General features: G+C 66.8%; 23 protein-coding genes. 8 read left to right on the forward strand and 15 right to left on the reverse strand.

All coding sequences use genetic code 11. From position 1 onward, the window contains the following. Nucleotides 1–24: 24 nt before the first annotated feature. Entirely contained in the window at nucleotides 25–1203 is a 1179-nt protein-coding gene (locus tag AC1Q7Q_RS13075; RefSeq protein ID WP_492371615.1) for a CaiB/BaiF CoA transferase family protein, read from the reverse strand. A gap of 282 nt (nucleotides 1204–1485) precedes the next feature. On the opposite strand from AC1Q7Q_RS13075, the gene AC1Q7Q_RS13080 reads away from it, so the two are divergent. Beyond that, the gene (locus AC1Q7Q_RS13080; RefSeq protein ID WP_492371614.1) at nucleotides 1486–2409 is read left to right on the forward strand and encodes a LysR family transcriptional regulator; all 924 of its coding nucleotides are present in this window, start codon (nucleotides 1486–1488) and stop codon (nucleotides 2407–2409) included. A gap of 41 nt (nucleotides 2410–2450) precedes the next feature. Here AC1Q7Q_RS13080 and AC1Q7Q_RS13085 read toward each other — a convergent pair whose 3' ends face one another. The 3 genes from AC1Q7Q_RS13085 to AC1Q7Q_RS13095 form a co-directional block, all read right to left on the reverse strand. Next, a complete protein-coding gene (locus tag AC1Q7Q_RS13085) occupies nucleotides 2451–3920 on the reverse strand; it encodes an aldehyde dehydrogenase (RefSeq protein WP_492371613.1) in 1470 nt (489 codons plus the stop codon). 83 nt (nucleotides 3921–4003) lie between these two features. Further along, nucleotides 4004–4600, reverse strand: coding sequence for a thiamine pyrophosphate-dependent enzyme (locus AC1Q7Q_RS13090; RefSeq protein WP_492371612.1), 597 nt, complete (start codon nucleotides 4598–4600; stop codon nucleotides 4004–4006). Nucleotides 4601–4604: 4 nt separating this feature from the next. Further along, nucleotides 4605–5150: a phosphonopyruvate decarboxylase gene (locus AC1Q7Q_RS13095; RefSeq protein WP_492371611.1), complete on the reverse strand. Its 546-nt coding sequence runs from the start codon at nucleotides 5148–5150 to the stop codon at nucleotides 4605–4607. Between the two features lie 133 nt (nucleotides 5151–5283). Between AC1Q7Q_RS13095 and AC1Q7Q_RS13100 the strand changes: the two genes are divergently transcribed. Beyond that, nucleotides 5284–6213: a LysR family transcriptional regulator gene (locus AC1Q7Q_RS13100; RefSeq protein WP_492371610.1), complete on the forward strand. Its 930-nt coding sequence runs from the start codon at nucleotides 5284–5286 to the stop codon at nucleotides 6211–6213. A 16-nt stretch (nucleotides 6214–6229) separates the two neighbouring features. Here AC1Q7Q_RS13100 and AC1Q7Q_RS13105 read toward each other — a convergent pair whose 3' ends face one another. After that, nucleotides 6230–7192 (reverse strand): Bug family tripartite tricarboxylate transporter substrate binding protein, encoded by a 963-nt coding sequence (locus AC1Q7Q_RS13105; protein WP_492371609.1) that lies wholly within the window; start codon nucleotides 7190–7192, stop codon nucleotides 6230–6232. Between the two features lie 232 nt (nucleotides 7193–7424). Next, the gene (locus tag AC1Q7Q_RS13110) at nucleotides 7425–8423 is read right to left on the reverse strand and encodes a tripartite tricarboxylate transporter substrate-binding protein (RefSeq protein ID WP_492371721.1); all 999 of its coding nucleotides are present in this window, start codon (nucleotides 8421–8423) and stop codon (nucleotides 7425–7427) included. A 275-nt stretch (nucleotides 8424–8698) separates the two neighbouring features. Here AC1Q7Q_RS13110 and AC1Q7Q_RS13115 point away from each other — a divergent pair, with 275 nt between their 5' ends. Continuing rightward, the gene (locus AC1Q7Q_RS13115) at nucleotides 8699–9274 is read left to right on the forward strand and encodes a MarR family winged helix-turn-helix transcriptional regulator (RefSeq protein WP_492371608.1); all 576 of its coding nucleotides are present in this window, start codon (nucleotides 8699–8701) and stop codon (nucleotides 9272–9274) included. A gap of 155 nt (nucleotides 9275–9429) precedes the next feature. After that, the gene (locus AC1Q7Q_RS13120; RefSeq protein ID WP_492371607.1) at nucleotides 9430–9771 is read left to right on the forward strand and encodes a zinc ribbon domain-containing protein YjdM; all 342 of its coding nucleotides are present in this window, start codon (nucleotides 9430–9432) and stop codon (nucleotides 9769–9771) included. Between the two features lie 46 nt (nucleotides 9772–9817). Here the strand turns inward: AC1Q7Q_RS13120 and tam are convergent, their stop codons facing one another. Beyond that, nucleotides 9818–10588 carry a trans-aconitate 2-methyltransferase gene (gene tam / locus AC1Q7Q_RS13125; RefSeq protein WP_492371606.1) on the reverse strand — a complete coding sequence of 257 codons (771 nt, stop codon included), beginning with the start codon at nucleotides 10586–10588 and terminating at the stop codon, nucleotides 9818–9820. A 24-nt stretch (nucleotides 10589–10612) separates the two neighbouring features. Then, nucleotides 10613–10966, reverse strand: a complete 354-nt coding sequence (locus tag AC1Q7Q_RS13130) for a hypothetical protein (RefSeq protein ID WP_492371605.1) — start codon at nucleotides 10964–10966, stop codon at nucleotides 10613–10615. Nucleotides 10967–11064: 98 nt separating this feature from the next. Here AC1Q7Q_RS13130 and AC1Q7Q_RS13135 point away from each other — a divergent pair, with 98 nt between their 5' ends. Continuing rightward, complete coding sequence (locus tag AC1Q7Q_RS13135) at nucleotides 11065–12003, forward strand: LysR family transcriptional regulator (RefSeq protein ID WP_492371604.1); 939 nt, start codon at nucleotides 11065–11067, stop codon at nucleotides 12001–12003. A gap of 297 nt (nucleotides 12004–12300) precedes the next feature. Continuing rightward, complete coding sequence (locus AC1Q7Q_RS13140; protein ID WP_492371603.1) at nucleotides 12301–13989, forward strand: methyl-accepting chemotaxis protein; 1689 nt, start codon at nucleotides 12301–12303, stop codon at nucleotides 13987–13989. Here the strand turns inward: AC1Q7Q_RS13140 and AC1Q7Q_RS13145 are convergent. The 3 genes from AC1Q7Q_RS13145 to AC1Q7Q_RS13155 form a co-directional block, all read right to left on the reverse strand. Further along, nucleotides 13986–15152: a glycerate kinase gene (locus AC1Q7Q_RS13145; protein WP_492371602.1), complete on the reverse strand. Its 1167-nt coding sequence runs from the start codon at nucleotides 15150–15152 to the stop codon at nucleotides 13986–13988. The two genes, AC1Q7Q_RS13140 and AC1Q7Q_RS13145, sit on opposite strands and share 4 nt — an antisense overlap. Further along, on the reverse strand, nucleotides 15149–15532 hold the full coding sequence (locus tag AC1Q7Q_RS13150; RefSeq protein ID WP_183031298.1) for a VOC family protein: 384 nt from the start codon (nucleotides 15530–15532) through the stop codon (nucleotides 15149–15151). The genes AC1Q7Q_RS13145 and AC1Q7Q_RS13150 overlap by 4 nt, the downstream gene beginning before the upstream one ends. Before the next feature lie 117 nt (nucleotides 15533–15649). Beyond that, on the reverse strand, nucleotides 15650–16549 hold the full coding sequence (locus AC1Q7Q_RS13155; protein ID WP_492371720.1) for a LysR family transcriptional regulator: 900 nt from the start codon (nucleotides 16547–16549) through the stop codon (nucleotides 15650–15652). 222 nt (nucleotides 16550–16771) lie between these two features. Here AC1Q7Q_RS13155 and AC1Q7Q_RS13160 point away from each other — a divergent pair, with 222 nt between their 5' ends. Together AC1Q7Q_RS13160 and AC1Q7Q_RS13165 are read left to right on the forward strand one after the other, a co-directional pair. Beyond that, nucleotides 16772–17749 carry a D-2-hydroxyacid dehydrogenase gene (locus AC1Q7Q_RS13160; RefSeq protein WP_492387167.1) on the forward strand — a complete coding sequence of 326 codons (978 nt, stop codon included), beginning with the start codon at nucleotides 16772–16774 and terminating at the stop codon, nucleotides 17747–17749. Nucleotides 17750–17938: 189 nt separating this feature from the next. Beyond that, the gene (locus tag AC1Q7Q_RS13165) at nucleotides 17939–18607 is read left to right on the forward strand and encodes a hypothetical protein (RefSeq protein ID WP_492376189.1); all 669 of its coding nucleotides are present in this window, start codon (nucleotides 17939–17941) and stop codon (nucleotides 18605–18607) included. Nucleotides 18608–18648: 41 nt separating this feature from the next. Here AC1Q7Q_RS13165 and AC1Q7Q_RS13170 read toward each other — a convergent pair whose 3' ends face one another. The 4 genes from AC1Q7Q_RS13170 to AC1Q7Q_RS13185 all read right to left on the reverse strand — a co-directional run bounded on the left by AC1Q7Q_RS13170 (nucleotide 18649) and on the right by AC1Q7Q_RS13185 (nucleotide 22433). Beyond that, on the reverse strand, nucleotides 18649–18972 hold the full coding sequence (locus tag AC1Q7Q_RS13170) for an FmdB family zinc ribbon protein (RefSeq protein ID WP_492376188.1): 324 nt from the start codon (nucleotides 18970–18972) through the stop codon (nucleotides 18649–18651). Nucleotides 18973–19090: 118 nt separating this feature from the next. After that, complete coding sequence (gene fmdA, locus AC1Q7Q_RS13175; protein WP_492376187.1) at nucleotides 19091–20323, reverse strand: formamidase; 1233 nt, start codon at nucleotides 20321–20323, stop codon at nucleotides 19091–19093. A gap of 151 nt (nucleotides 20324–20474) precedes the next feature. Beyond that, nucleotides 20475–20987 carry an AmiS/UreI family transporter gene (locus AC1Q7Q_RS13180; RefSeq protein ID WP_174427428.1) on the reverse strand — a complete coding sequence of 171 codons (513 nt, stop codon included), beginning with the start codon at nucleotides 20985–20987 and terminating at the stop codon, nucleotides 20475–20477. A 231-nt stretch (nucleotides 20988–21218) separates the two neighbouring features. Then, on the reverse strand, nucleotides 21219–22433 hold the full coding sequence (locus AC1Q7Q_RS13185; protein WP_492376186.1) for a helix-turn-helix transcriptional regulator: 1215 nt from the start codon (nucleotides 22431–22433) through the stop codon (nucleotides 21219–21221). Nucleotides 22434–22453 lie beyond the last annotated feature (20 nt).

The raw sequence follows: 22453 nt of genomic DNA on the forward strand, positions 1-22453 counted from the left end.
TTATCCGGGATGGAAGGCATAGGGTCAGATCGCGCCTTCGGCACTGAGCCGAACCACGTCGTCCGCGGTGTAGCCAAGTTCGAGCAGGATGCTCTTGCTATGCTGGCCGAGCGCGGGAATCGCGTCCATCCGCGGCGCGAACGACTGTGGCGTGCCGGGCGGCAGCAGCGCCGGAATGATGCCCACGGGCGACGGCACGGACGTCCAGCGCTCGCGCGCCTTGAGCTGCGGATGGTTCCAGACGTCGCGCATGTCGTTCATGCGGGCATTGGCGATCTGGGCGCGCTCAAGCCGCTCGATCACCGCCTCGATGGTCAGGGCGGAGAACACCGTCGTGATGATGTCGGTGAGCGCCGCGCGGCTCTGGGTGCGCAGGGAGTTGGAGACAAAGCGTTCGTCGGTTGTCAGTTCCGGCCGCTCCAGCACGACGCGGCAAAAGGCATCCCACTCGCGCTCGTTCTGCAGGCCCAGGATGATGGTCTTGCCGTCGCCGGCGACAAACGGGCCATACGGGAAGATGGTGGCGTGAGAGGCGCCGGCCCGCGGCGGTGGCGTGGCGCCATCGAACGCGTAGTAAAGCGGATAGCCCATCCACTCGACCATGCTCTCCAGCATCGACACGTCGATATGCGCGCCCTTTGCGCTCCTGCCGCGCTGCAGCAGCGCCGCCAGGATGTTGGAGTAGGCATACATGCCAGCCGCGATATCGGCAATGGAGCAGCCAGCCTTGACGGGGCTATCGGGGGTGCCGGTGATCGAGACGAAGCCGGATTCCGCCTGGATCAGCAGGTCATAGGCCTTCTTGTCCCGGTAGGGGCCATCGCTGCCATAGCCTGAAATATCGCAGACGACCATGGCGGGATAGCGCTGCGACAGCGCCGCATAGGAAAGGCCGAGCCGGTCCGCCGCGCCCGGCGCCAGGTTCTGCACCAGCACATCGGCCTGGCCGAGGAGCTTGCCCAGGATGGCCGGGGCCTCGCTGTGCTTGAGGTCCAGCGCCAGGCTTTCCTTGGAACGGTTGGTCCAGGCGAAATGCGAGGACAGGCCATCCACCCGCTCATCGTAGCCGCGCGCGAAATCACCCACCTTGGGCCGCTCGACCTTGATGACCCGGGCGCCGAGGTCCGCCAGTTGCCGGGTACAGAACGGCGCGGCAATGGCGTGCTCGAGGGAAACGACGGTGATGCCATCCAGGGGACGCATAGCAGCCTTGTTCAGTCTGGGCCCGCCTGCCCTGCGCAGTGCAGCGGCAAACGGGAGAAGTGGGTCCACGGCGCCCCGGCCCGGCCGGAAGTCGCCACGCATGGGCAGCACGCCTGGTGCAATGCGCACCGAAGCTAGTCTCCCAGAGTGGAGGGCATCGGACCATCTCGTTTTCTCGAACCAGCCATTCGCTTCAATGGAAACCATCGCTTTGCCAGCGGGCCCGCCGCATGAATTGCGGCACCGGCGACCCCTTGGTACAGTGGCGGCGAAGGAGTATCCATGCACTTTGACTTTGCCGACCTCAGGCTCTTTGCCCGCATCGCCGAGGAAGAAAACCTCTCTCGCGGTGCGAAAAAGGCATTTCTGTCCCCCGCCGCGGCCAGCGCGCGCCTCAAGTCCCTGGAGGAGCAATTGGGCACCCGGCTGTTCTACCGGGAGAGCAGGGGGCTGGCGCTGACGCCCGCCGGAGAACGGCTGCTGCGCCATGCGCGGGTCATCGAGCGGCAGTTCGAACACGTGCGCAGCGATTTCGAGGAGTTCTCGAAGGATTCCGTCGGTCACATCCGCATCTTCGCGAACACTACCGCGGTCACGGAGTTCATGCCGGAAGTGCTCTCGCGCTTCATGGCGGTGCGCCCCGCCGTGACCGTCGACCTGCAGGAGCGCCTGACGCGGGACATCATCCGCGGCGTGCTCGACGGCAGCGCCGACCTCGGCATCATCTCCGGGCCCGTGAACCCGGAAGGGCTTGAAGTGGTGCACTTCAGCACGGACAAGCTCGTGCTTGCCACGCCCGTCGGCCATCCCCTCACGCAAAAGAGCAAGGTCTCGCTCGCCGACACCCTCGAGTACGAGCACGTCAGCCTGCACGAGGGCAGCACCCTGCATGCTTTCCTCACCGATCTGCTCCACGAGCAACGGCGCAAGCTGCAGATCCGCATCCAGATTCGCAGCTTCGAAGCCATGTGCCGCATGATCGAAGCGGGCGTGGGCATTGGCGTGGTGCCGCTGTCCGCGGCGCTGCGGCACCGCCAGACCATGAAGCTCGCCATCGTCGAGCTGGACGAACCATGGGTGATCCGCGAGCGCGCGGTCATCGTGCGCGAACTGCAGGGGCTGCCCGGCTGCGCGCGCGCCCTGATCGACGAGCTGATCAGCGTGGCGCAGGCTGCCGGCGGGAGCCCGGCAAAGCTGATCGGTTAAGCACGTGAACGTCTCGCCGATCTCTCCCACCAATCTGGCGCCTACCGCATGGCAAACGGATTGCCGGAGCCCGCGCCGGTATTGATCCAGACGCTCTTGGTCTGGAGATACGCCCGGATCGCGTCGATGCCGTTCTCCCGCCCCAGGCCGGAATCCTTGTAACCGCCGAAGGGCGACATGACGCTGACCGCCCGATAGGTATTCACCCACACGGTGCCGGCCTGTATCTTCTCGGACATGCGGAATGCCCGGCCGATATCGCTGGTCCACACGCCCGCCCCAAGGCCGTAGCAGCTATCGTTGGCGATCGCTATCGCCTCGCTTTCATCCTTGAACTTCAGGACGGAGAGCACCGGGCCAAAGACCTCCTCGCGCGCGATGCGCATTTGCGGCGTCACCCCGCAGAAGATGGTCGGCTCGACAAACCACCCTTGCCCGCACGACGCAGGCTGCCCGCCCAGTACAAGGCGGGCGCCCTCGTCACTGGCAATCCGGATGTAGGAAAGCACCTTGTCGTACTGCGCCGGCGTGGTGATGGGGCCGACCTGCGTCGAGGCATTCATGGGGTTGCCAAGCTTTGCCGTCCTGGCCAGTGCCACCAGCTTCTCGACGAAGGCATCGTGGATGTCTTGCTGCAGCAGCAGGCGGGAACCGGCAATGCAGGTTTGTCCGCTGGCCGCGAAGATCCCGGAGACGGCGCCGTTGACGGCATCGTCCAGATTGGCGTCGTTGAACACGATGTTAGGCGACTTGCCGCCAAGCTCCAAGCTGACATGCTTGAACTGCGCCGCGCACTGTTGGTTGATGACGCGGCCGGTGGCATCGGACCCCGTGAACGTGACCTTCCTGACCAGCGGATGCGTGACGAGCGGCGACCCGACCTCCGCGCCGAAACCCGTCACGACGTTGAAGACGCCGGGCGGAAAGCCTGCCTCCTGAAACAGGAGCGCCAGTTCCAACGCGGAAACCGAGGTGAACTCCGACGGTTTGACCACCACCGTGCACCCGGAGGCCAGCGCCGGCGCAATCTTCCACGCCAGCAGCATCAGCGGGGAATTCCAGGGCGTGATGGCGGCCACCACGCCCAGGGGCTCGCTGCGCGTGTAGTTGAAGTAGCCCTTCTTGTCGAGCGGGATGACCGTGCCCTCGATCTTGTCGGCCAGGCCGCCAAAGTAGTAGAACCACTGCGGCAGGTACTTTACCTGCCCGCTCATCTCGGCGAGCAGCTTGCCGTTGTCCTGCACTTCGAACTCAGCCAGGCGCTCCGCGTCCCTGGCGATCAGGTCGCCGAGCTTGCGCAGCAACGCGCCACGCTGGGTGGCTGTCAGCGCCGCCCAGGGGCCCGCGCGGAACGCACGATCGGCTGCGCCGGCCGCGCGGTCCACATCGGCCGCCGTGCCGCGGGCTACCTCTGCCCAGGCTTTACCCGTGAAAGGATTCTGGGTTTCGAACCAGCGACCGTCGCTTGCATTCACGAAGGTCCCGTCGATGAACATTTGATATTGCTTCATGGTGCAATGTTGTCCGGTCAGATTGAAAGCGCAGGATGGACTCGCAGGATGGAGCCACAGGATGGCAAGCTGCGGCGGGACGGCTAGAACGGCGCGAAGCCCAGATGCTGGCGGAACCGGTTCTTGACAAACACGCCATCGCGCGGCGGCAAGGCGCGCTGGTGCTCTTCGGCGGCGATGCTCACCTGCGCCACGGTCATGCCGTCGGCGTTCCTGATTGCCTGCACCAGCGTCTGCACTTCTTCCATGTCAAAGATCTCCAGCGTGGACGGCACGCCGCACGCCTTGGCCACCTTTGCCAGGTTGGTGCCCAGGCTGGTGTGGCTTTGCTGCATGCCGGTCTCGCCAAAGTGGCCGTTGTCCAGGATCACCACCGCGAGGTTGTTCGGGTTCTGCGCCGCGGCGGTCGCCAGGCTGCCGATGCCCATCAACTGCTCGCCATCGCCGGTGATGGCGATCACCTGCTTTTGCGGTTGTGCCAGGGCCAGCCCCAGCGCCACCGACGTTGAGCCGCCCATGGCGCCCCACAGGTAGAAATTGCCCGGGCGGTCGCCGGCGGCAAAGACGTCGTACGAAGGCGAGCCGAGACCGGTCACGACCAGCGCATCGGGAAACTGCCTGAGCAGCGTGGCAACAAATTCGCGGCGGTCGATCGCCGGCTTGGAGGTCAAGGTAGTCATAGGTTCAGCGCACCCAGTTTTTGCGGCCGATGAGGCTTTGAGAAAGAAGAATCGCCACGCGTTGCCCGGCGTCGAAGGCGCTAGCCAGGCCCGCGTCGACCAGTTCGGCAGCGTCTTGCGGCGAGTCCACGCGGTACACCGTGATGCCCATCAGCTTGAGCGCCGCCTCGGTAACCAGTCCCATCGGCCCCTGCCAGGGATTGAACTCGGCGTACTCGCCACGCATGGTCACGATGGTGAAAAACGGGAACCGGCAGCTTTCCAGCAGCGAGAACATGTTCACGCAGTTACCCACGCCGCTGCTCTGCATGAGCAGGACCGCGCGCTCGCCGCCCAGCCACGCGCCGCTGACAACGCCGACGCCCTCCTCCTCGGTGGTGAGGACAATGTCGCGGATCGCCGGGTCGGCCTTGGCCCGCTTGATGACGTGCGAGTGCCCGGCATCCGGCACATAGGCAATTTGCCGGACCCCGGCTTGCTTGATGACTTGGAAGATGTCCTCTTGCCAGGCAAGAGGCTCAGGATTTGGATTTGGATTTGGATTTGTCATGGGAAGTGATCTGGGTAGGGAACAACGCTGTTATCATAAAATTGAATGGAATCTCATATGAAATAGAATAATTTGATTCCTACATCAGTAATTTGGATAGCCGGCCAACCACCAGAATCACAGGATCACGCCCATGGACATCAAGCAGCTTCGCGCCCTCCTGGCCATTGCCGAGACCGGCAGCGCCACCAAGGCCGCCGAGCTTCTTCGCATCGTGCAGCCGGCCGTTTCCCGGCATGTGCGGCTGCTTGAGGAGGAGTTCGGCGTAGAGCTGTTCGAGCGCGAACGGCACGGCATGGTCCTCACCGACGCGGGCCGGACGCTGGTTGAGTACGGGCGCCGCGCACTGCGCGAGCTCGACCGGGCCAAGGCGGAGATCCAGCCGGTGGCCGGGGCGATCTCCGGCATGGCCGCCGTCGGCCTGCTGCCCAGCACGTGCGAGCTGCTGGCCGCGGAGCTGGTCGCTACCGTCAAAGGCAAGCACCCGCAACTGGTCGTGCGGCTCAACGTGGGTTACGCGGGCAACCTCCTGCAATGGCTGGAGGCGGGCGACGTCGAGATCGCGCTGCTGTACGACATCAAGGCGTCCCCCGGCTTGCAGGTCGAGGCGCTGCTCGACGAGCAGCTCTGCCTGATTGGCGCCCCCGGCACCGTGCCCGCGGGCGCCGCGCATACCATCGAGAGCCTGCGGGACCTGCCGCTGGTGCTGCCCAATGCGCCGCACGGCCTGCGCACTGTGGTCGAGCATGCGTGCGCGGTGGCGGGGGTGACGCTCACGATCGCCGTCGAGACCAACTCCCTGAGCGTGCAGAAATCCCTGGTTGCCAAGGGCTTTGGCTATACGGTGCTGCCCAGCTCCGCCGTCTCCGAAGAGCTGGAAAAAGGGACGCTGGCCGCGGCGCCGATCACCTCGCCCAACCTTTCCCGGCGTATCGTGCTGGCGCATCCGGCCACACGCCGGATGTCGCCTGCCGCAAGCTTCGCCTCGGCGGAACTGGTCACGCTGATCAAGCGCCTGGTGCTGGATGGCGCCTGGCCGGGCGCCACCTGGATTGGCGCATAGCCTGCCGGGCCCGCATTCAGTCCGCCTGGATGTTGCCCGCCTTGATGACCTCCGCCCAGCGGCGCGTCTCCGCCTGCACGAACCTGGCGGCCTTATCCGGGCTGGAATCCACCACGGGCTGCACGCCGATCTTCTCCATCCGCTCCCGCACTTCAGGATCCTTGACGGCCTGCTGCAGGGCCACGCTCAACTTTTCGATCGCGGGCGCGGGCGTGCCCCGCGGCACCATCACCATGTTCCAGATCGATGCCTCGTAGTTGGGAAAGCCCGCCTCCTTCATCGTCGGAACATTCGGCAGCACGCTGGAACGCGTACTGGTGGTGACCGCGAGCGCCTTCAGGCGCCCGGCCTTGATCATGGGCGCGGAGGTGGATACGGCATCGGTAATGAACTGCAGGTCGCCGGACATCACGGACTGGATCGCCTGGCTGGCACCCCGGTAAGGCGCGTGGACGACGTCCAGGTGCTCCTGGTACTTCAGCAGCTCCACGGCCATATGCAACGCGCTGCCCTTGCCGGCGGAGCCGTAGCTGTACTTGCCGGGGTTCTTCTTGATATCGTCGACCAGCTCCTTTGCCGTGCTGGCTTTCACCGATGGGTTCACCGAGAGCACCATCGGCACGGCGGCCACGATGGACACGGGCACGACCGCGCCGCTGTCATAGGGAAGCGTCTTGTATAGCGACGCGTTGATGGCGTGCGAGCTGGTGCCGAACAGCAGCGTGTAGCCATCGGCCTTGCTCTTGGCGACGGCGTCGGTGGCAATGCTGCCGCCCGCGCCTGCCCGGTTCTCGACCACGATCGGCTGGCCCAGCAGCATGCCAACCTTGTTGGCGACGATACGCGCCACCAGGTCCGTGCTGCCGCCCGCGGCGAAGCCAACCACCATGCGGATGGGATGGTCGGGGTATGCCGGCTGGGCGTGCGCGCCAACGCCGACGAGCGCACCCACCCCGACTTGCACAATCAAGCGTTTCATGTCTCTTCCAGATTGTTATGGTGCGGGCTCGGGGCAAATCGCCAAGCCCGTGGAGACGATGGTAGCCAGCGGGTGCGTGAATGGTGAAATAGAAAATGACGCTGCTGCCATCAGCGAACGACATGCCTGCAGCGCGCGCCCAGGCGGCGCCGAACGCAAAAACGCCGCGCTGCGGTTGCACGGCGGCGTGCTTGCCATGGCGGCGAGCCATGGCCCGCTGTCATCTCCAACGTTAGTCCGCTTCCACCTTCATCGTTCTCAGCAGCGGTTGCCATTTGTCGCTTTCCGTCTTGAGCCAGCCATGCAGCCCGTCCGGCGTCTGCTTGTCGACGGGCACGATCTCGGCGCCAAGGTCATCGAGGCGCTTCGCTACCATCGGGTCCTGCAAGCCCTTCTGCAGCGCCTTGGTCAGGCGCGCGGTGACAACTGGCGGCGTGCCCTTGGGCGCGTAGACACCATGCCAGACTTTCATCTCGAAGCCCTTGAGGCCGCCCTCCTGCAGCGTCGGGGCATTGGGCAGCGCCTTGATGCGCTTGGGCGTGGTCACGCCGTAGAACCTGAGCCGGTTGGCATTGATATGCGGCAGTGTCGATGTGGTCTGGTCACATAGCAGGTCGACCTGCCCGCCGAGCAGCGCCGTGAGCGCCGGCCCGGTGCCCTGGTAGGGAATCGCGTTCAGCTTCACATGCACTGCCTCCTCGAACAGCAGCCCGCACAGCTGGGATACCGCCCCCAGGCCGGCGTTGGCCAGAGATACCTTGTCCTTGTTCTGGGCGACGTACTTCACCAGGTCTTGCGTGGTGGCCGGGGGCAGGTCCTTGCGCCCGAGCAGGGTCATCGGGACATCCGCGACTTGTCCGATGTACTCGAAGTCCTTCAGCGGGCTGTACGACAGCTTTTTGTACAGCGCGGGCGCCGTCGCCATCCCGTTGTGGTGGATCAGGATCGTGTAGCCATCCGGCTGGGCCCGCGCGACATAGGCCGCCGCGACCGTGCCGCCGGCACCGAGGCGGTTCTCCACGATCACGCTTTGCCCGAGATCCCTGGACATCGCCTGCGCAAGTGCCCGCGCCACGACATCCGTCGGGCCGCCCGCCGAAAAGGGAACCACCAGCGTGACCGGCTTGGATGGGAACGCATCCACGGCCATCGCGCCCGAGGCAAGCCCCGCCGCAAGCGGTCCGAAAACCATCCACTTCAAGCCAGTGCCTACGTGCTTCATCGCGGTCATGCCAATCATCGTTGTCTCCGAAACTCAGGCCGGCAAGCTGGGGCGCTTGCCTGTTCTAGGGTGTTGGCCGAAGGTTGCCGGATAAGCCGGTGCGAGAGAATCAGGATTATCTGAACGGGTCATACGGCGTGGCCGAACGCGCGCCAGCGGCGGTGTAGCATTCGTCGCATTTCTTGACGCCGTGGCGCCGCTGGCCTGTAATGCGGCTTCTCGCGCGCCGCCTTGCCAGGGCGCGCGATCACGAACCTATGATTCGATTCACCTGGGCCGCCTCCATGCCAGCTTCCAATCCCGCCTCCGATCGCCTGAGCCAGCCGCAATCGATCGAAGACCTCCTGCTCTACCGGCTGAGCTGTCTGCTGGCGGATGCCGGCGGCATCGTGATCCGCTATTGCGAAGGGCAATTCGGCATTACCCGCAGGGAATGGCGCTTGCTTGCGCTGCTGGGCGCGCACGGCGCGATGAGCTCGTCCGAGCTGGCGCAACTGGCCCACCTGGACCGTCCCCGCGCTTCGCGCACGATCACGGCGATGGTGGACAAGAAGCTGATCAGCCGGGTGGCGCGGCCCGATGATGCGCGGCAGGTCACGCTGGCGCCGACCGCTGCGGGCGAAGCCCTGTACGGCGAGATCTTCCCGCTGACGAAACAGGTCAACCTTGAACTGCTGGATGCGCTCGAAGACAAGGAAGTGGCACAACTGGATGACATGCTGATGCGGCTGGAGCAGCGCTCCCGGCAGATGGCCGCGCGCGGCGGCCTGCCGCTAGCGGACCGGCGGCGCGGCGGCAGCGGACGCAACCGCCAGGCGCGGGCATTGCGCGATGCGAAGGAAGCCAGCAACGGCAACTAGGCCGGCCTGGCGCACCAACGTCCCGCGCGTCTGCGCCTCGTGGCGCGCCAGCGTAACGCGGCCGCTGGGAAAAGCTAAGCGGCTTTGGGCGGCAACGCCGCCCGCTATACTCTAGCCCCTCAAAAGCCTCAAGCCTCAAGTAACCGGAAGCCGTCATGCCCACTATCCCCGCCTGCCCCCAATGCGCCCTGGAGAACACCTACCCCGACGGCGACAACTACGTCTGCGCCGACTGCGGCCACGAGTGGGCCATGGTGGCCGCCGCGCAGGATGATGACAGCGACCAGGCCGTGGTGAAGGATGCCAACGGCGCCGTATTGAACGACGGCGACGCCGTGGTGCTGATCAAGGACCTGAAGGTCAAGGGCTCGTCCATCACGCTGAAGATGGGCACCAAGGTCAAGAGCATCCGGCTGGTGGGCGGCGACCACGAGGTCGATTGCAAGATGGACGCCGGCAGCTTCATGCTCAAGGCCTGCTACCTGCGCAAGGCCTGAGGCTGCTTGAGACTGCGCACGCTGTTGGTTGCGGCCCCGGTTCCGGTCAGCGCGTGGCCACGATGAAGAACCGCGGGAACGGCAGCAGCACCGTGCCGTCCGCCATCGGCGGATAGGCGCACGCCACTTGCGCGGTGTAGCGTTCCAGGTAGGCAGCGCGCTCGGCTTCATCCAGCGGATCCAGGAAGGGACGCAGGCCGGTGCCCTTGAACCACTCCACGATCGCGGCAGGGCCACCGGCCAGCGCGTGGTGGTAGGTGGTGTGCCAGACATCGACCGCTGCGCAATGCGCGCGCAGCAGTTCGTAGTACCAGCCAGCCCCCTGCAGCCCGGTACGCGCCTGCGAAGCGGCGGCCAGCTTGGCGGCCCACGGGCCGTCGGCGGCGACTTCGCGCATCAGGCGGTGCGCGGGCGTGTCCAGCGTGTCGGGCACCTGGATCGCGAGGCTGCCGCCGGGCGCCAGCTTGGCGGCAAGCGCGGGCAGCATGCGGCCGTGGTCGGGCAGCCATTGCAGCACGGCATTGGCGAGGATCACGTCGTAAGGGCCCGGGTCATACCAGGTTTCGATGCGGCTCACCTCGAATTTCAACGCCGGTAGCCGCTTGCGCGCGGCTTCGACCATGTCGGCCGAGCTGTCCAGCCCGGTCACGCTCGCGCCGGGAAAGCAGGCGGCCAGCACTTCCGTCGAATTGCCCGGGCCGCAGCCGATGTCTACCGCGACGCGCGGCTCGCGCCCCGGCACCGCGGCCAGCAGGTCGCGCACCGGACGGGTACGTTCGTTCTCGAATTTCACGTATTGCCTGGCTGACCAAGTCATTGCTGCTCCTTTGCGGGTTCGGTTCTAGTGTCTCGGAATATCGGGAGTATCTGGCGCATCTGGAGCATCTGGCGTCGCGGCCTGCCCGGCCTGCTGCAGCGCGGCCCTGCCCTTGGCGGTCAGCGCGACGATGGCCTGCGCGCGCGGCACGCCGGGCCGGGACGCCATGCCGACCAGGCCGGCCGTCGTCGCATCCTCCCACGCGGACAGCCTTGGGCAGGACGTGCGCCATGCCTCCATGGTGTCGGCAAAGGTGCGCGGCATGGCGTCTAGCCACGCCAGGAACGCAAGCAGGTTGCCTGGGTGCGACGACGCGGGAAGATTGGCGTCCTTGTCGTTGTCTTTGTCGTTGTCATTGCCCAGATCTTGTTCTTGCATGGCCGTGCTCCGTGGATGCCCGATGCATGCCGTCAGGATAGAGCCGAACTGCTATGATTTCCAATGCATATTGAACACGTTTTCAATACCTTGGGAGTATGGCAATGATTGAGCTACGCCGGCTGCGCGCCTTCGTCGTGCTGGCCGAGGAAGGCCACGTCACCCGCGCCGCCGAGCGCCTGGGCATGCAGCAGCCGCCGCTCACGCGCCTGTTGCGCGGGCTGGAGGAGGAGCTGGATGTTTTGCTGATGCGCCGCCTGCCGCGCGGCGTGCGCCCGACAGAGGCCGGCCTGGCATTGCTGGAAGAGGCTCGCGCCGTGCTGGCCCGGGCCGAAGGCGTGGCCGACGTGGTGCGCCGCGCCGCGGCCGGGGAGCAAGGGCGGCTGGCGGTGGGCTTTACCAGCTCCGCCGCCCTGCACCCCTTCGTGCCCGCCGTGCTGCGCCGGTTTCGCGAGAGCGTGCCGGGCGTTGCCGTGACGCTGGAGGAAGCCGGCACCAGCGAGCTGGTGGACGCGATCCTGCACGAGCGGCTGGACGCCGCGTTCGTCCGCTCGCCGGTGGGCAGCACCGCCGGGCTGGTACTCGACGACGTGCTGGACGAGCCGATGCTGGCGGCGTTGCCGGCCGCGCATCCGCTGGCGGCGCAGGCCGGCGCGCTGCCGCTATCAGCGCTGGCGCGCGAGCCGTTCATCCTCTATCGCCGCCCCACCGGGCCCGGCTTGTATGACGCGATCCTGACCGCCTGCCGCGCCGCGGGCTTCAGCCCGCTGGTGGCGCAGGAAGCGCCGCGCCTGCCGGCCACGCTGAGCCTGGTGGCAGCAGGCCTTGGCGTGTCCGTGGTGCCCGCGTCCATGCACCGCCTGGGTGGCGAGGACATCGTCTATCGCCCGCTGGGCGAGAGCCCGCCGCTGAGCGCGCCCCTGCACCTCGCGATGCGCCAAGGCGCGCTGCCGGCAGCCGTGACGCGCTTTCGCGCGATGGTGCGCGAGATGGTGGTGGCTGCGCCAATCACGCCAGCGCGCGCAATGCGCCGTTGAAGGCATGTGTGGCGGTTTCCCATGCGTTCTTCCTCGGGCTTCGCAGCACGTTCCGAGCGAGCGGCCGCGAGGCCTTCATTGTCCAGACAGCGGGAATCTGTGTTCGCCCTGGTAGACAAGTTTGGCCTACAGCTTCGCCCGCATGCCTGCCCGGGGGCTACCAACGACGCGCGCGCCCGATTGGCTCCGCGCGTTCGTGGTTGTAGCAGACATAGTGCGCGTCGAAGCCTTGCTTCAACTTCAAATGGCGTCGCCGTAAACGAGCATTGAGATCCTTCTCAATCCATGGATTAAACAATGCTCCCCAACTTAACCATCAAGGCACGGCTCGCCATTGCAATGCTCGTGCTTTCCGTCTTGCTGCTCGTCGTCGGTGCACTGGGCTTGCTCGGCATGTCGCGCAGCAATGCGGCGAACCACGCCACGTATGCCAACCAGATGCCGAGCGCCATGGCGATCGCGGAAGCTGATATCTGGCTGGGCCGGGTCCGCACGGCGCTGTTCAGCGCTGGCATGGATCCCGAATCTCCCCACGCTGCCGAACTGCTGACCCGCACGGAGAAATTCCTCGCGCAGTCAGAGTCCGCCTGGCAGCGTTACCTGTCCTTGCCGCGCGACGCGGAAGAAGAGCGGCTGGCCCAGGATGTCATTGCCAAGCGCAAGGCGCTGTACGTCGCGCTCGATGCCTTCGCCGCCGCCGTCAAGTCGGCCGACCACCAGAAGATCATCGAGGCGGGGGTCGCGCAAACGCCGTACTACGCTGCGCTGCAAGCCAGCGGCGAAACGCTCAGCCAGTTCCAGTCAGCCCTGGCCAAGCGCAGCTATGAGGCTGCCGAGGCGTCCTATGCCACCTTCAGGACGATCACCATTGCCGCGTTGCTGGCGGGGCTGGCGCTGGCCATCTATAGCTGGGTAGCCCTGCGTCGCGCCATTGCGCGCCCGCTCGACGCGGCGCTCGCGCACTTCGGCCACATCACCGCGGGCGACCTGAGCCGCCCCGTTGAAATCCGCTCGCAGGATGAAATGGGCCAGTTGCTGTCGGGCATCGCGAAGATGCAGGACGGCCTGGCGCAAACCGTCTTGTCCGTGCGCACGGGCAGCGAAACGATCGCGGCGGCCACCAGGCAGATTGCCGCCGGCAACATCGACCTGTCGTCGCGTACCGAACAGCAGGCCGCATCGCTCGAAGAAACCGCGGCCAGCATGGAAGAGCTCACCACCACCGTCAAGCAGAACGCGGACAACGCGCGCCAGGCTGCGGTGCTGTCGGCCACGGCATCGGAAACCGCCAATCACGGCGGCGAAGTGATCCGCGACGTGGTCGCGACCATGAGCGAGATCAACGAGAGCTCGGCCCGCATCGCTGACATCATCAGCATCATCGAGGGCATTGCCTTCCAGACCAACATCCTCGCGCTGAATGCGGCCGTGGAAGCAGCGCGCGCCGGTGAGCAAGGCCGGGGCTTCGCGGTCGTCGCGGGCGAGGTGCGCTCGCTCGCGCAGCGGTCCTCCAGCGCCGCCAAGGAGATCAAGGACCTCATCGACAAATCCTCGGCGCGCGTGACGACCGGCACCGCGCTGGTGGACCAGGCGGGCTCGACCATGACCGAGATCATCCGCGACATCCAGCGCGTCTCCGACATCATGGGCGAGATCTCCGCCGCGTCCGTCGAGCAGACCGCCGGCATCGACCAGGTCGCGCACGCGGTGAGCCAGATGGATGAAGTGACGCAGCAGAACGCGTCGCTGGTGGAGCAAGCAGCGGCGGCAGCGCAATCGCTGGAAGAGCAAGCCGCCAAGCTGAACGACACGGTGGCCGCGTTCAGGCTGGGCAACCATGGCGTAGCCGGCGCGGCGAGTGCGCCGGCGCCCCATGCCGTGCGAGCCGCAAGCCGGCCCGCGGCGTCGTCGCCACGCCGCGCCGCGCCGGTGGCACCGCGTGCCGTTGCGGCTTCTGCGCCGGCGTCCGACTGGTCGTCCTTCTAAGCGGAACGCCGCGCGGCCGCATAAAGCCGGGCCAACTGCGCGGCGGCGGCCTCCAGCAGCGCCCCGCCCTGCGCGATCGACCAAGCCAGCGACGCAGGGCCGGCCTGCACCGAGAAGCAGCCATCGAATGCCTCGCGCAGCAGCGCGCCATCGGCAATCGCTCCCGATAGCAGGGTCACGGGCACGCCGTGCCGGCGTCCCAGCGCCGCGACCAGCGCCGGGCCCTTGCCAAGCAAGGTCTGGCGATCTGAGCGGCCTTCGCCGGTCAGGATCCAGTCGTACCCGGCCACCGTCGCCAACCCGGCAGTGTCGAGAATAAAGCGGCCTCCCGGCAGCAATGGCGCGCCAAGCAGCCGCAAGGCAAAGCCCAGCCCGCCCGCAGCGCCCGCGCCCTGCGCTTGCGCTGCGTGGCAACCGAGCGCCAGCTCGCAACGGGCCGCGAACTCGCCGATTACCTCGTCCGCTTGCGCGAGGTCCGTCACCCCTTTTTGTCCGCCAAACATCATGCTGGCGCCATCCGGCCCGCACAAAGGGCTGGTGACGTCGGTGAGCGCCACCAGGCGCAGCCCATGCAGCAGGCCCGCATCGACCCGAGGGCGCAGGCTGCGGATCGATGCAAGATTGTCGGGCACCGGGTCGACACGCTCGCCCGCGGCATCGAGGAAGTCGAACGCCAGCGCCGAGAGCATGCCGGCGCCGGCATCGTTGGTCGAGGAGCCGCCCAGGCCAATGACGATGGTGGCGAAACCTCCCGCGGCAATCCCGCGTATGGCCTGCCCTACCCCGCGCGTGGTGCGCGCGCCGGGCGCCGCCACCGCATCGGGAAGGCCGGCCACGGCCGCCACATCGAAGATCGCAAAGGTGCCAAGCGCCGCGTTCTCGCAGGCGGCAAACGGCATGCGCACCGGCTGGCCGTTGGCATCCGTCGCCTCCACCGCATGCCAGCGCCCGCCGCATGCCGCGGCCACCGCGGCGGCCGTGCCTTCGCCGCCATCGGCAATCGGTACCTGCGTGACCACGGCGTGCGGCAGCGCATGGCGGATGCCGCAGGCCATATGCCGGGCCACCGCCGGCGCGTCCAGGCTGCCCTTGAACGAATCGGGCGCGAGCAGAACGCGCAGCGCTCGCGCCGGCACGTTATTCAACGCCGTCGCGCCGGTCACGGCGCGTCCAGCTCGGAGATCTCGATCAGGTTCAGGTCCGGATCGCGCACGTAGACGGAGCGGATCTTCTGCGTGGCGCCGGTCCGCGCGACCGGGCCCGCAACAATGGGCCAGCCGGCGGCGCGCAGCCGCTCGATCACCGCATCGAGCGGGATCGACGCAATGAAGCACAGGTCCAGCGCGCCGGGCACCGGCAGGTGCGCCTTGGGCTCGAACTCCGCACCGCGCACATGCAGGTTGATCTTCTGGTTGCCGAAGCGGAACGCCACGCGGTTCTCGCCGAAGGTTTCCAGCTGCATGCCGAGCACGCGCGTATAGAAATCGATGGTCGCGCCGGCATCCGTGCTGGTCAGCACCAGGTGGTCGAGGTGGTCAATCATGTCGCGCTTGCTCTCTGTGCGGTTTAGCCGGGAGCCATCATGGCAGTCGCGCGGGCACATGAACATGTCGGATTGCGCCAGCACCCTTTCCGAAAACGCAAGGCTGAAGCGGCCGCCTCAGTGCGGCGCCAGCAGGTGATCGAACAGCTTGCGCGCCTCGGGCTGCAGCGCCGCGACCGATTTCACGCCAAGCCACAGCGTGCGCGAGGCCCACGGATCAGCAAGGCGGATGGCGCGCAACCCGGCGCCAAGTATCTCGGCGCGCACGGCGCCCTCCGGCAAGACCCCGATGCCAAGGCCCGCCTCGATCATGCGGCAGATCGCATCGAAACTGCTGACCTGCACGCGCAGCTTGAGCACGCGCTCCAGCGCGGCCGAGGCGTCGGCCAGCCGCTGCAGCAGCGAGCTGCCCTGGTTGAGACCAACGAAATCGAATTCGAGCGCATCGGCAAAGGCCACCTCGGCGCGCGCCGCCAGCGGATGATCTGGCGGCACCAGCACCACCAGGCGGTCGCGACGGTATTCGAACTTTTCCAGCGTGCCGGCCGCGACGTTGTCGGCAAACACGCCGATATCCGCCTGCCCGCCCGCCACCGCCGCGATCACCTCGCCGCTCATGCGCTCCTCCAGGCTGACGCGGATCAGCGGCTGCGCGTGCAGGAACACGCCCAGGTCCCGCGGCATGAACTGGATGATGGCCGAGGTGTTGGCCCACACGCGCACATGCCCCCGCACGCCGATGGCGAAATCGCTCATGTCGCCCGCCAGGCGATTCACGGTATCCAGCACCGCCCGCGCATGGCCGACCAGCCCAACGCCGGCCGGGGTGAGTTCAAGCCCGCGCGGCATCCGCACGAACAAGGCGCAATCGGTGGTCTTTTCCAAGTCGGCAACACGGCGGCTGAGCGCCGACAGCGTCATGTGGGTGCGCTCGGCGGCCTTGGTGAAGCTGCCGCTCTGCGCCACCACCAGGAACAGGCGCAGGGACTGCAGGTCGAGATGGGCGGGATTGATCACGCGAAAGCGTCCGGTGGGCGGCGGCATCGATGGCGGCCGGATGGCCAGGGCCGTCAAGCCATGCCCTGAGGTTTGAGAATCGGGAAAGGCTAGTGGACGAGAACGGCATTGTCAATTTGGGCGCCCGGGGCCACCATGGCCGGTCCACGTGCTCCGGCCGATGGCCAGAGGCGTGGCGCATTCACCACCCAGGCTTACCGACAGGCAAACACCACAAACCCCATGAATCCAACCCAGACCACGCCGGAAGTCGTTTTCCTGGACCGCGGCACGCTGGCCCCCGAGACCGTGCTGCGCGCGTTGCCGTTCGCGCACCAGCTGACGGTCTTTGACGCCACCGCGCCGCATGAAGTGGCCGCGCGCATCGCCAACGCGCAGATCGTGATCACCAACAAGGTCAAGCTGCCGGCCGAGGTGCTGCGCGAGGCCGCCAGCCTGCGCCTGGTGGCGATCGCGGCCACCGGCACCGACCACGTCGATCTGCGCGCCTGCGCCGCCCGGGGCATCTGCGTGTCGAACGTGCGCAACTATGCCGTGCATACGGTGCCCGAGCACACCTTCGCGCTGATCTTCGCGCTGCGCCGCAGCCTGCATGCCTATTGCGACGCGGTGCGCTCGGGCCGCTGGCAGGCCTCGGGGCAGTTCTGCTTTCACGACTATCCGATCCACGACCTGGCCGGCTCGACCATCGGCATCGTCGGCGGCGGCACCCTGGGCCGCGCGGTGGGCGAGATCGCCCGGCTGCTGGGACTCAAGGTGCTGTACGCCGCCCGCAAGGGCCAGCACAGCGCCGACACGCAACACACGCCCTTCGCGGACATGCTGCGCCTGAGCGACATCATCACGCTGCACTGCCCGCTGACCCCCGCCAACGCGGGGCTGATCGGCCGCGAGGAGTTCGCGCAGATGACGCGCCACCCGCTGCTGATCAACACCGCGCGCGGCGGCCTGGTCGACGAGGCCGCACTGGTCGACGCGCTGCGGCAAGGACAGGTTTCCGGGGCTGGTTTCGACGTAGCCACCCAGGAGCCCCCCAGCCCCGGCCACCCGTTCCACGCGCTGCGCGACCACCCCGCCTTCCTGCTCACGCCGCACGTGGCCTGGGCGAGCCGGGAGGCCATCCAGGCGCTGGCGGACCAGTTGATCGACAATATCGCGGCGTTCGCGGCCGGCTCGCCGCGCAATGTGGTGGCGGGCTAAGCCCTCTCCTGCCCCGCCCCCCTGCCCCCCTGTCCCATGCGCATGGGACCCGCCAGCCGCAGCGGCCACTGGCGTGCACCCCGGCATCGGGCCAGACAACGACGATAGCGCTCGTGCGACGCCCGGATCCGTGCCGGATAGCCGCTTCGCGTCTATATTGTTCCTGTTCGGGATCACGACGGAGGGAGCATGCGTGCGCAATGCGGCAGGCTTGTGCTGGGGGCAGCGACTGCCTGCGCGCTGGGCCTGGCCCTGAATTCCGCGCCGTGTTTCGCCCAGGCCGGTGGGGGCGCGCCAGTGCCTTTCGTGCGGATCGTGCTTGCCAGGCAGGTTGCCGTTCAGGTTCCCAAGGACTGGACCATCCTGTCCGGGGCCCGGGGACGGACCCACGGCACCATCGCGGACGCGGTGGGGGGTGTCTCCATCGTCCCGGCGCCGGCGGGCCAGACGGTCAACCTCCTGCATGCCGTATCCAATGTGCAGAATCCGTACGCGGCCGTGATCGTCAACTCGATGGCGCAAGCGCCGGTCACGCCCGAGCAGGTCCGCCGGTTCGACAGGTCACTGCTTCTGGCATACGCGGCGAGCTTCGAGCGCAGGATGCGCGACTCCCTGAAGACATCGGGCAGGGAGATGCTCTCCATCGACGAGCCCCGCATCGAAAGAATCGGTGGCTGGCCGGCGATTGCAATCAACTACGTGCGCACCGGCGCGCAAGGCACGATCTACGTGCAGCATTTCGACATCTATACGCCGGACCAGGAACTGCTGCTCATCCTCTCGTGCCGCGACACGGCGCGCGGCGCATGGCTGCCGCTGCTGGACCAGGTGCGCGGCTCGATCGTCGTTGGCGAATAGCCTGGATGGCGATCGGCCTGGTTCCCATCGGGCTGGTTCCCCTAGTGGCTGATCATCCAGGGCCGCGTGCCGGGAAAGGACTTGGCCGCGCCCGGCTTGCCGGCCAGGCCGACGCTGCCGCCCGAACAGCCACAACCCGGCCCATGCCGGTGCCCCTGGGAACTCAATGGCGCGTGGGCGCTGCGCTCGTTGCCCGCGTGCGCGACGCGGCGGGACGAGGGCATCAGGGCCAGCATGGTCGCGGTGACCTGGCGCCGGGCCGCGTGGCCGCAGCCGGGGCATGGCTGCGGCGCGTCGCGCTCGTCGATGCGGCGCACCGCGGTGAAGCTGCCGCACGCCTCGCAGGCGTATTCATACATGGGCATACAGGTCTCTCCGCTTGGTGGAAAGTGGCAAGCGCGGGCCCCCTTGGGTAAGGAGGAGGAAGGCGGGAGCCCGCGCTCGCCGGGACTTCACATCTCTGGCTGGCGCTCAGATCGGCATTCAGGCCGCATCCTGCGAAAGCAGGACGTCGGCACCGCCCTTGATATGCACAGTCGGTCCATTGGCCTGCGGCCGGATATCGAAGTCGAAGATCTGCGTCGGTATCCAGAGCGTGGCGCAGGAGTTGGGGATGTCCACCACGCCGCTGATATGCCCCTGCACCGGCGCCGTGCCCAGGATGGCGTAGGCCTGCGCGCGCGAGTAGCCAAACTTGGTCAGGTATTCGATCGCGTTCAGGCAGGCCTGGCGGTAGGCGACGTTGACATCCAGGTAGTGCTGCTTGCCTTGTTCATCGACCGAGATGCCTTCGAAGATCAGGTAGTCGTTGTAGGTCGGCGTGATCGGGCTGGGCTTGAAGATGGGGTTCTTGATGCCGTACTTCGCCATGCCGTCCTTGATCACGTTCACCCGCATGTGCACCCACCCCGCCATCTCGATGGCGCCGCAGAAGGTAATCTCGCCGTCGCCCTGGCTGAAGTGCAGATCGCCGACCGACAGCCCTGCCCCATCCACATACACCGGGAAGTACACCTTCGAGCCACGTGACAGGTCCTTGATGTCGCAGTTGCCGCCATGCTCGCGCGGCGGCACGGTACGCGCGCCCTCGGCTGCCGCCCGCCTGCCGGCGTCGCCAACGAGCTTGCCCATATGGGCGGTCGCGGCAAACGGCGGGTTGGCCAGCGGCGGCACGCGATCGGGGTCGGTCTTGATCAGCCCTGTCTCGCGTTCGTTCCAGGTATGGAGCAGCTTGGGATCGGGCAAGCAGCCGATCAGCCCGGGATGGATCAGCCCGGCGAACTCCACGCCGGGCACATGGCGCGACGTGGTGTAGACACCGTGGAAGTCCCAGATGGATTTCTGCGCCAGCGGGAAATGGTCCGTCAGGAACCCGCCGCCGTTTTTCTTCGAGAAGAAGCCGTTGAAGCCCCACTGGCTTTCGGGCTTGGCGCCTACGTCCAGCAGGTCGACCACCAGCAGGTCGCCCGGCTTGACGCCGCGCACGCCCACCGGCCCTGAGAGAAAGTGGACGATGGACAGGTCGATGTCCCGCACGTCATCCGCCGACTCGTTGTTCTTGATGAAGCCGCCGGTCCAGTCATAGGTTTCCAGGATGAACTCGTCGCCGGGATTGACCCAGCAGGCCATGGGAATGTCCGGGTGCCAGCGGTTGTGGACCTGTTCGTTCTCGTACGCCGATTGCGCGAGATCGACCTTGATCAGGGTATCTGCCATGTGCCTGTCTCCTTGGTGTGTGTCCGGTCAGTCGCCGGATTGCGGCCTTGAAACGATGCAGCCGCCTTGGCTGCATGCCTGGATCAGCGTTGGTCGCGTGCGGCTGCCCGCCGCCGCGCTGTGGTCGATCTTTGCGGTACGTCTTTGCGGTCTATCTGAATGATTCGCTCAGCAGCAGATAGCCTGGCAGCCAGCCGGTGGCGATACCTGCCAGGACAGTGGCAACGCCGGTGAACTTCAGGATCGGGCGCTGCATCGCCAGCAGCAGGAAGTACAGGAACCACAGCACCCCCCAGCCGACCCAGCACCAGGCGAACCAGGTATCCCAGACGGAGTTGGCATGGCGCAGCGCATCAATGGCGACGGGAATCACCGTGACCGACACGAACAGGCTGAACCAGCCCAGGCCACGTCCGTCCGCGCCGTTGAAGCGGTTGAGCGCAACCCACAGGTAGGTGAAGGTGAACAGCAGCGTCAGCGCGCCGGCCTTGATGGATGCGCTGTCCGCCTCGCCGCCGAAGATCAGCCGCAGCGACACCAGCATCGTCACCCCGCCGGCAAAGATATTGACGACCCAGATCTCACGGTCGCCAATCTTGCCCAGCAGCCACAAGCCGTTCAGGCACAGCACGGCACCTACGTAAAGCAACGTCAGGCCTAGCATGGCGTATCTCCTGCGTGACGGGTTCTGGTTGTTCTTTTTCTGTTGGCGCCGGCTGCCTCGCGGCGGCCGCGTGGCGACGGGTCAACTATAAGCAGGCCCGAGAAGATGCGAATCCTTCACGACGAGGATTCCGCGCATCATGTGGCTGGGTGAGGTGGCCTCACCCAATTGAATGAGGCAATGGATAAGGCAGCGGACAAGGCAACGGCGCGATGGCCAGGTGAGGGACGTTCAGGCCGGCGGGCAATGCTGCGCGTGCAGGCGCACCAATTCCATCTGGCCATGGGTGTTGGTCTTCTGGAAGATCTGCTTGAGGTGGCTGCGCACCGTGTTCTCGGACACGTGCAGTACCTGCGCCAGGCTGGCGATGGAGTGGCCGGCGAAGACCAGCGCGTTGACCCGCGCCTGGGCCTCGCTCAGCTTGAACTGGCGCGCGAACAGGCAATCGTGGTGCGCATGCTCCGCACCCTGCCGGCGCGCGCTGACCACCACCAGCGCGCGCTCCTCGCCCAGCCCGTTGCGCATGGATGCACCGGCGGGCTGCAACGTGAGCGTCGTGGGCAAGGCAAAGCCGGGCGCGGAAACCGACAGCACCTGCGTGGGCACCAGCGTGGCGTGGCCCGGGTGGGCGTCGCGCATGTCACCGGCCTTGGGGGGAAGTCCCTGGGAAGCCCCGGCTAGCGTGGCCAGCATCTCGTGCAAGGTGCGGTGATCGGTCGGCATCACCGCGGCAAGATACTCGCCATCCCGGTACAGGCCGCTGCCCTGCCCGCACAGCGCCTGCGCGCTGCGGTTGCAGTAGACGATGCGGCCATCCTGCTCCACCAGGAAGGTCGCGTTAGGATGGCCGTCGATGACGCACATCAGCGCCTGGCTCAGGTCGGCGGCGCTGTGGCGGTGCCAGCGGTTTTCCAGCGACAGCGCCATATGCGCCAACAGGCCGCGGAACTCCGCCTTCTCCTTGCTGGCAAAGCGCCGCTGGTCTTCGCGCCGGTACAACTCAAGGTAGTAGACGACATCCGCCTCGCGCGCCACCACCCCGCACAAGCGATGCAGATAACGATGGGGCCGCAGCAACGCCTGGTAGTAGTCCGTGCGGACCAGGTCGCCGCTGCCCAGCATGTCGTCGCCGCTGATCACCTGCAGGGGCTGGTAGGCCGTGCTGGAGAGGAACCACGGGTTGCGCGCGGAGTACTGCGCAAAGGTGCAAAAAAACGCCGGGTCGTCCGGGGCGCCGTGCAGCACCGCGCCCTGGCCGCCGGCCAGGTGCCGCCGCGCCAGCACGGCCGTGCCCGCGGCGAACTGATCGCGCACCAGCGCAACCACGCCGCGCCAGCCATCATCATCGCGCGCGGCGTGGATACGGTAGATCAGCTCCCCGGCCTGGGGATCGGCGCTATCGGCGCTATCGGCCTTATAGGCGCTATCGGCATTCTGGGCGGGCAACCGCGCTTTCTCCATGGCAT

It is taken from the genome of Cupriavidus sp. GW823-FHT07A04, assembly GCF_058794615.1.